This window comes from Glaciimonas sp. Gout2 (assembly GCF_035018905.1).
Classification (GTDB): Bacteria; Pseudomonadota; Gammaproteobacteria; order Burkholderiales; family Burkholderiaceae_D; genus Glaciimonas.
Map to the genome: position 1 here is coordinate 20,306 of NZ_JASJXA010000045.1, position 7,910 is coordinate 28,215.

Below are 7,910 nucleotides of genomic sequence, written 5' to 3' on the forward strand. Positions count from 1 at the left end.
ATGACCGAACGCTATGTACCTGCGGTGAAAATTCCCGCACCTCGTCGAAGCGAGGAACCCCGTCCCGACATGCGTTGGATTGGCAAATCCATGAAGCGGATCGAAGACCCCCGGCTGTTGACGGGAAATGGCAAGTATATCGACGATATCATGTTGCCCGGGATGGTCCATGCGGCATTGCTGCGAAGTCCGATTGCCCACGCCCGTATCAAATCGATTGATGTTACCCGCGCGCGCGCGTTGCCGGGAGTACTCGCAGTCGTAACAGGCAAGGAGCTGGCCGAAAAAACCGGGCCCGGGGTAACCTTCTCTGCGCCGGCGGTGGTGCAGCATGTGATTGCGATTGATAAGGTGCGTCATGTCGGAGAGACCGTAGTCGCCGTGGTGGCCGAAAACCGCTACATCGCCGAGGACGCGCTCGATCTCATTGAGGTCGAATATGATGAATTGCCCGTTGTTAGCGATTTGGAAGATGCGTGCAATGCGCGTGGAGACGCTGTTCTACATCCGTATCTCGGTGATACCAACATCGCTTTGAATAAGACGTTCACGTTTGGTCCGGTGGACAATGATTTTGCGCGTGCAGAGGTGGTGATCAAAAGGAGGATTCGCTGGAACCGGTCTGGCCCGCAGCCGATAGAGACGGTGGGCGCGGTGGCGGAATTCAATCAAGGCACAGGGAAATTTACTGTCTACAGCAACACCAACATGTTCAACTACGTGGGGTGGTTGTGTGCCGGTTCGCTAGGGGTTCCTACTACCCATTTGAATATTGTGCCCACGCTAGCCGGTGGCAGCTTTGGCTCGAAACAATTGTTGCATAAATCTATAATTTTGACTGCTTCACTTGCCCGAATTGTGGGACGGCCTGTCAAGTTCATTGAAGACCGCCTGGACAATATGACCAATGCCGATGCGCATGGATCGGATCGGGTTTATGAGGCGGAACTGGCACTGAAGAAGGACGGCACCATGCTGTCTCTGCGCTATAAGGTGATCGACGATTATGGCGCGTATCTGACATTTAGCACCGGAACGCATGGCAACACCATGTCCCAAGTTACCGGACCCTACCGAATCAACAGCATTGAAGCGAACATCATTGCAGTATTGACCAACAAATGTGAGCAAGGACCTTATCGCGGTTTTGGCGCCGAGGTTTCCAATTTCGTTCTTGAGCGGCTAGTTGATGCGGCGGCGCGCGAACTCAGTATGGACCCTGTAGAGCTGCGTCGGCAGAATTTGATCCGAGCGGACGAATTTCCGTATGTGATGCCCACCGGCAACGTGTACGACAGCGGCAATTACCAGGAGGTATTGAAGAAGGCGCTGGGCATGTTCGATTATGAGGGGTGGCGCGCCAAACAGGCGGAAGCACGCAAACAGGGACGCCACATCGGTATCGGTCTTGTGACATGTCAGGAGCGCAGTGTGTACAGTGCGACCGAATTCTGGTTTCTCGATCGAACCGATGTACCGGGCTTTCATTTGACGAGTTCGCCGGAATCCGTGTTGATGAAGATTGACCCGGCGGGTAAGGTGTTCATCAAACTGAATTCACCGTTCTGGGGAAATAGCCCAGAAACGATGGCCGCGCAGATTGTATCGGAGGCGCTTACCGTTGAGCCTACGGACGTGGCAATCAGTTATTCCGATCAAGATACGGGATTCAATTCCGTTGGTCCAGGGGGGAGTCGCTACACCGTGATGCTGGCAGGTGCTATTGTCAGCGCGGTCAAGACGTTGCGTACGAAGCTGTTTCGTCTGGCGGCGCATATGATGGAGTGCAATGAAAGCGACCTTGAATTGCGCTACGGCAAGGTTGGGCTGAAGGGTGTTCCCAATCAGGAAAAATCTATTGCTGAGATTGCCATGCAATCACACTACTTCCGCTTGAGCTTCCCCGACGATCCCGGGTTCACAAGCGGTTTGGAAACTACTGCCGTGTACGACCATCCGCTGACTATCATGCCCGCCGCAGACCGAAGCCATATGGGCATCTTCTATCCGATAATGGGGCATGTAGTGCATGCCGTTGCATTGGAGGTTGATGCGCAGACGGGAAAAGTGCAGATTCTGGATTATGTCGCCGTCCATGATCACGGGACGTTGGTCAATCCCATGACTGTGGATGGGCAGATACGCGGTGCAACGGTGCAGGGGATTGGTACTGCGCTCTACGAACACTTCCATTACGATGAGGATGGTCAGTTGTTGACGGCTTCGTTCGCGGACTATCACATGCCGACCAGTATGGAAATTCCAGCTGATATCAGGATCGGTCACTTGGAGACGCCGTCCCCCTATACCGAATACGGCATCAAGGGCGGTGGCGAAGGCGGCAGGATGGCGGCACCTCCAGCGATTGTGCAGGCGGTCGAGGATGCGTTGCAGCCGTTTGGCGTGGAGTGCATGGAAGTCCCTCTCACGCCCAACCGCATTCGCCGGATTCTGCGAACGGCAGCCAAGCCCGTATGACCGCGACTTCAGTCAAATTGCGTAACCTAACCCCGGGTGGCCGCGCCAACCAATTCGTTCATGCGCGGCAGCGTTTTTGTTTTTTTAACTTTTAGTATCTCAGTAAGACTGGATCATTATGGAATTATCTAGTATGAAGTTAATCCCCGCGCCGCAACAACGCGTGTGGGATGCCCTCAATGACCCTGATGCGCTGAAATCCTGCATTCCGGGCTGCGAAGATATCGAATCTCTGTCCCCAACGGAGTTTCGCGTCGTTCTATTAGCTAAAGTCGGCCCGGTTACCGCACGCTTCAATGGAAAAATGCACATTACGGATTCGAATCCGCCAAATTCATATTCATTGACGTTTGAAGGGCAGGGGGGTATGGCTGGGTTCGCAAAAGGTGGTGCAGACGTCGTTTTGCGTTCGGTGCAAGGTGGCACTGAACTTTCATACATTGCGAATGCCAAGGTGGGCGGAAAGCTGGCGCAAATTGGTTCGCGCTTAGTAGATATTGCCGCAAAAAAAACGGCGGATGATTTCTTTGCTACTTTTGTGGCAACGGTTGGATTGCCAGACTCCGAGGCCGAGGGCACCTCTGAAGCACCGATCGCCAGCATCGGGGGGTATCGTCGCTTCGTGCCTTGGGCGATCCCAGTTGTCGCAGCACTACTTATTGCCATCTTTTGGTTTAGATAGTTGGAGTTCGCAGCATGCTGAAGGGCGTACTGTAGTAAATCAAAATTTGGCGAGCGCTCGCCATTTTTCACATGTTGCCAGGCCTTGATAAACACCGGCACACCTGGATTCGTCATTCTTTTGATTGCACGCACATTGAACTATGTCGCTGTTTTTATGGCGAGCGTACGTTCATTTTCTTTTGGGATAATCGTACTTTTGGTACAAATTGATATTTAACGCGATCAAAAATCGTTGTGAAACGATGCGTTGCCGATGACCGCGATTTGAAATTCCACGTAATCGGCAAGGGCTTGATTTGTCGACTACGTTGCATACTTATCGCACCAATTTGCATCAAAAGTACGATCACACCTTGGTGGCACGATTACCAAGCACTTCTCGTTTGAGTGCGCTGTGTCTGATGTAGCAGGCGCGCCGCTGCCCGGTGTGCGGTTATCTGCTACAAGGCACGCGGCCCCATATCAATTTGTTCCAAGTCCGCTATATCCGCGTTCAAGCTGAGATGGCGACTTGTTAGTTACTTAATTCGATGTAAAAAGACTGTTGTTATCTTGAGGTTGGGCGACCAGTTGTTGCTGGATGTTCCCGTGCGTTACGTTACATGTAACGTGCCATCGCGCGATTTAACATGATTTAACAAACATTTTTTTACTAAAAAAAATCGTGTAAGTATCTGATTATAAATGGCTATATTTCATTTTTTAAGTGCGACTAACATTTTTAAATGAGGCTTCAATAAATATTTCTCGTGGGCACATTCATTGCTAATGATGCTACGTAAGGTTCAGCAACTTGGCCAAAATAGGAAAGGATTTATTATGAATGCCTCAAAAACAAGTTTAATCGCGATATCACTCTTATTAGCCGGATTATTAAGTGGATGTGCTGGAAATGGCACGGTAGGTAGTGGTTCCGGTGGCGCAGGTGCGGGTTCGGGCGGCGGTACAGGTGGAGGCACTGGCGGCGGTACTGGGGGAGGTACTGGCGGCGGTACTGGTGGAGGTACTGGCACCGGCGGTGTGCCAACGTCGAATGTTATTTCGAATACTGGTTCTATCATCTCAAGTACTGGCACTGCTGTACACGGTGCTGGCACAACATTGGCAAGTCAATTGCCATTGCCAGCAGCGGCACAAACTGGTCTGACCGGTGTCGTCAGCAACGGGAGTGGAGTTCTCACAACACTGGGTGCTGGGATAACGAATGGTTTGGGCCAAATCGGGACGGCCCCCGATCCAGTCGGAACCACGGTTGGTAGTCTCGGTGGCGTAGTCGGCAAGGTCGGAGATACAGTTCAAAGCACGGGCCAGGTTGTGACAGGTTTAGGCAGCGGACAGCTGGCCTTATTAGCCCCGGTCACCACGCCGGTCGGTGGCTTGGTGACTGCAGTTGGCGGTGTTATTAGCCAAGCGAACACACCGTTGACTACTGTGCTGACAACCGGTCCGGTTGAGCAGATTACCTTGACGACGAGTACCGCGATCTTGCCATTAACCAGTACGGTCAACACGCTCACACAGGCTGTAGGTAACACAACCGGTATTAACCAGCCTGCGAATGCCGCGCTTATTGTTATTGGCAGCAACGTCGCGTCAGCGGGAACACAGCTGACCAACTCTAATGTACCTGTCGCCAGTGATCTGGGCGGTCTCATTACAACAGTAGGTAATACCGTGGTGGCGGTGGGTGCGAATAGCCTGACCAACAGCACACAACCTTTGCTCGGCAACCAAACTAATGGTTTGCTGCAGCCACTTAACAATGCATTAGGGTTGACGGGGGGCGCAACAGCCGGTGTTGGCGTTGGCCCATTAGCGCCGGTAACTGGTTTGCTTAATGGTTCAACTGGTACGTTGGGTGGCTTAACTGGTGCTGCTGGTGCTGGTTCTTTGGCACCATTGACCGGTGTGGTTGGTACTTTAACGAGCACGTTAGGTGGTGCGACTGGCACGGCTGGTTCCGGTTCTTTAGCACCATTAACAGGCTTGGTTACCGTTCTCACTGGCACATTGACTGGTGCAACCGGGACAACTGGCGCCGGTCCTTTGACACCGGTAACCGGGATTGTGGGCGGTTTGACCAGCACATTGGGCGGTGCGACCGGTACTGGTGGTACGGGTTCTCTGGCACCGGTAACCGGGCTGCTTAATCCGTTATTACACGGCGCGACAGGTAAGTAATAATTTTTATAGACGGGAAAAACCTTGGATAGTACCGAGGTTTTTTGGGGAACAACACTAATTAACCGTGTTTGTAACGTCATTTTTAAATCATTAACTGATCAAGTAAGATTGGAAAAATTCCTCATCATTGCTTTCAGGAAAATAGACGCAGAATGACCATTAAAGGCGTAAGTCGCATGAAATCAACTAACATTACTTGGGTAGTGGGCGGCGTCAGCCTCCTGGTCGCTTTTTATATGCCATCGGCCAGTGCAGATAGCAGAAGTCCGTTGCAGGGTAATCCTCTCGATACATTGCCTACCCCTGAGGCCGCGCCTAGTGCCCCTATGACCATTAACGTCCAGCCGCAGGCAGTCGATCCAGCATTGGTGAAATTATTAAATAGTCATTTGGCGCCATCGCGTTTTCAGATATCGGGCGTTAAGGCATTGCCGTTTGAGCAGGTAGCCGCCGAATTTGCACCTTTTGCGAATCGCGATACAACCGTTGCTGAATTGTTGGCGGCCGCTAATAAAGTGACGCAGATGTACCGGGAGCGTGGCTATCCGCTGTCGTTTGCTTTCATTCCGGCACAGAGTTTTGAAAATAATGTCGTGGTCGTCACCGTCGTCGAAGGTTACGTGAAGAACGTGAAGGTTGAAGGAAATCCAGGTAATGGAGAAAGTCGCCTAAAAGCGATTGCGGAACAGTTAAAGGAAGGTCGGCCTTTGCGTCAGGAGACCTTTGAGCGAGTGGCGGGTATTCTTAGTTTACAACCGGGCGTTCAGGTCGTTGCCAACGTTCCTCCACCGACCACTACCGATGGCGGCACAGACATGATCCTGACGGTCAAGCGAAAGCCTGTGACGGTTGGTATCGGTGCCGATTATCGTCAACCCGGCATCCGTGGTTTATTAACTGCGACCGCTAATAGTTTGACCCCGTTAGGTGAGCAGATAACGGTTAGTACGTTGCAGCCGGGTGGTTCATTGCATGAAAAATTTTATGCTATTAATTATGTTCAGCCGATCGGCACTGATGGCGTGCTGGCGAAAGTAAGTTGGTCTGACTATCGTTCTGAACCTGAAAGCCAAGGATTGGAAAGTCTCCAGTTTCAACCGCGCTATCAAACTAAAACAGTTCATGTCGGCGCGGCGGTAAGTTATCCGGTCTTTCTCGACAATACGCATAATCTGACGGTCACGGGAGGCCTTTACGCCGCTGAAAATAGCCAAATCTTTACCCGTTCCGTACCGACGACGCCAATGTCAGTCCAGTTAAGCTCCCAGGTGCGGGTACTGAGCGCAGAGGGCTCTTGGACGACCGCTTCACCAAGCACTGATAAGTTCGCGCAGATACGTCAAATTGGCCTTGGTCTGTATAAAGGGATTGATGGACTCGGCGCATCGCGTCAGAACAGTAACGTCGATTTGAGCTTTACTCGGATAACCGTTCAGGCATCGCAATCAAACCAGTTGCCCGGCGGCTTCGGTGTGGTCTTTGCTGGCAGTGGGCAGTACAGCAATAATATCCTCCCGACCTCGGAGCAAATTGGTTTCGGTGGCAAACTATTTGGGCTTGCTTATCCTGTTGGCGAACTTGCTGGTGATAAAGGGTGGGGTGTATCGGCCGAAATTAATCGTCTGTTTATCGTTGATACAACCTATTTGAAATCCGTTCAGCCTTATATTCTTATCGATCACTCTCGGGTGTATTCAAATACCGGACCGTTGACGCACGATACATTGGGATCAATTGCGCTTGGTACGCGTTTTTCCGGTGGCCGTCTTTATTCTTTTGATTTATCGCTGGCAAAACCAATCGCCGATAAACCCTTTGACTCCAATTCAAGATCGCCGCGAGTTAATGCAATGTATTCCTATCAGTTGGAGTAATTTTTTAAAGGAACTATTAATGTCACGTGGCAACTATCAGTTCTGTTTGGAATCTATTAATTCTTTACGGTAACTATAATAATTAGTCAGATACGAGGGCGCTTCTGATAAAGGCTTTCTATTACTTTGCAACCCAATAATTCTGTGTGGAAACTATAGTAATAGTTTCTTGCATTAAATAAATTACAGTTTTCAATAGGTATTTTTACTAAAATTGTAAAAAAAATATGAAAAAATATCTAATTTACCTATGTAAAGTGGTATAAAAAACCTATGTTGTTATTTGTGTTACTTGTGTGAAATTTTTCTTTAAGAAACAATTATTTGAGTTATTCTAGAGGTATTCCAACTACTACTTGTAACGCTTTTTAGTGCAATGTTTTCGTTAAAAAATCGCGGTATATGGGAAATAAATGGTATTTATGCAGTGTTTTTAGGAGCGACAATTGAAAACCAAACTAATAAGATTTCTTCGTGATGAAGACGGCGTTACAGCAATAGAGTATGGACTGATTGCAGGCTTGGTTGCAATTGCAATTATTGCCGGTGCAACAGCAATCGGAACTGATTTAAAAGGTATTTTTAATGCTATCGGAACAAAACTTGGTTTAGTTAGGGTGTGTTGACATTTATTTCAACCAAAGTGCCGAAGCCGCGAGCGCCACGAATGAAGCAAAGCGCGAAGCTAGT

Annotated in this window: 5 protein-coding genes; all 5 read left to right on the forward strand. The window is 49.9% G+C overall.

The window, feature by feature from the left end; all coding sequences use genetic code 11:
- The 5 genes from QN379_RS20310 (at position 1) to QN379_RS20330 (ending at position 7,846) form a co-directional block, all read left to right on the forward strand.
- Positions 1–2,478, forward strand: a complete 2,478-nt coding sequence (locus QN379_RS20310; protein WP_323507458.1) for a xanthine dehydrogenase family protein molybdopterin-binding subunit — start codon at positions 1–3, stop codon at positions 2,476–2,478.
- A gap of 133 nt (positions 2,479–2,611) precedes the next feature.
- The gene (locus tag QN379_RS20315) at positions 2,612–3,160 is read left to right on the forward strand and encodes a carbon monoxide dehydrogenase subunit G (protein ID WP_323507460.1); all 549 of its coding nucleotides are present in this window, start codon (positions 2,612–2,614) and stop codon (positions 3,158–3,160) included.
- A gap of 821 nt (positions 3,161–3,981) precedes the next feature.
- Complete coding sequence (locus tag QN379_RS20320; protein ID WP_323507462.1) at positions 3,982–5,343, forward strand: collagen-like triple helix repeat-containing protein; 1,362 nt, start codon at positions 3,982–3,984, stop codon at positions 5,341–5,343.
- 179 nt (positions 5,344–5,522) lie between these two features.
- Positions 5,523–7,220, forward strand: a complete 1,698-nt coding sequence (locus QN379_RS20325) for a ShlB/FhaC/HecB family hemolysin secretion/activation protein (protein ID WP_323507464.1) — start codon at positions 5,523–5,525, stop codon at positions 7,218–7,220.
- Between the two features lie 446 nt (positions 7,221–7,666).
- Entirely contained in the window at positions 7,667–7,846 is a 180-nt protein-coding gene (locus tag QN379_RS20330) for a Flp family type IVb pilin (protein WP_323507466.1), read from the forward strand.
- The last annotated feature ends 64 nt before the right edge of the window (positions 7,847–7,910 follow it).

Excerpts from the sequence above, each read along its gene's own strand:
- QN379_RS20320 (WP_323507462.1), top strand. The coding sequence starts at position 3,982 with ATGAATGCCTCAAAAACAAGTTTAATCGCGATATCACTCTTATTAGCC.
- QN379_RS20325 (WP_323507464.1), top strand. The coding sequence starts at position 5,523 with ATGAAATCAACTAACATTACTTGGGTAGTGGGCGGCGTCAGCCTCCTG.
- QN379_RS20310 (WP_323507458.1), top strand. The coding sequence starts at position 1 with ATGACCGAACGCTATGTACCTGCGGTGAAAATTCCCGCACCTCGTCGA.
- QN379_RS20315 (WP_323507460.1), top strand. The coding sequence starts at position 2,612 with ATGAAGTTAATCCCCGCGCCGCAACAACGCGTGTGGGATGCCCTCAAT.